This window comes from Virgibacillus sp. 7505, from assembly GCF_002272135.1.
Lineage (GTDB): Bacteria > Bacillota > Bacilli > Bacillales > Amphibacillaceae > Terribacillus.
Genome location: NZ_NPBF01000220.1, coordinates 1 through 256, shown reverse-complemented (window position 1 = coordinate 256; position 256 = coordinate 1). Strand labels below are relative to the sequence as shown.

The following is a 256-nucleotide window of genomic DNA, read 5'->3' as shown; positions in this document are numbered from 1 at the left end:
AGTCCAATCAGTGCTCTACCTCCAACCATCATCCTTTGAGGCTAGCCCTAAAGCTATTTCGGAGAGAACCAGCTATCTCCGTGTTCGATTGGCATTTCACCCCTACCCACACCTCATCCCCGCACTTTTCAACGTGCGTGGGTTCGGGCCTCCAGTCAGTGTTACCTGACCTTCACCCTGGACATGGGTAGATCACACGGTTTCGGGTCTACGACCACCTACTATATCGCCCTATTCAGACTCGCTTTCGCTGCGG

1 rRNA gene is annotated in these 256 nt (G+C 53.5%); it reads right to left on the bottom strand.

What is annotated here, in order from left to right:
• Positions 1-256, bottom strand: a 23S ribosomal RNA gene (locus tag CHH91_RS18690); the annotation flags it as partial.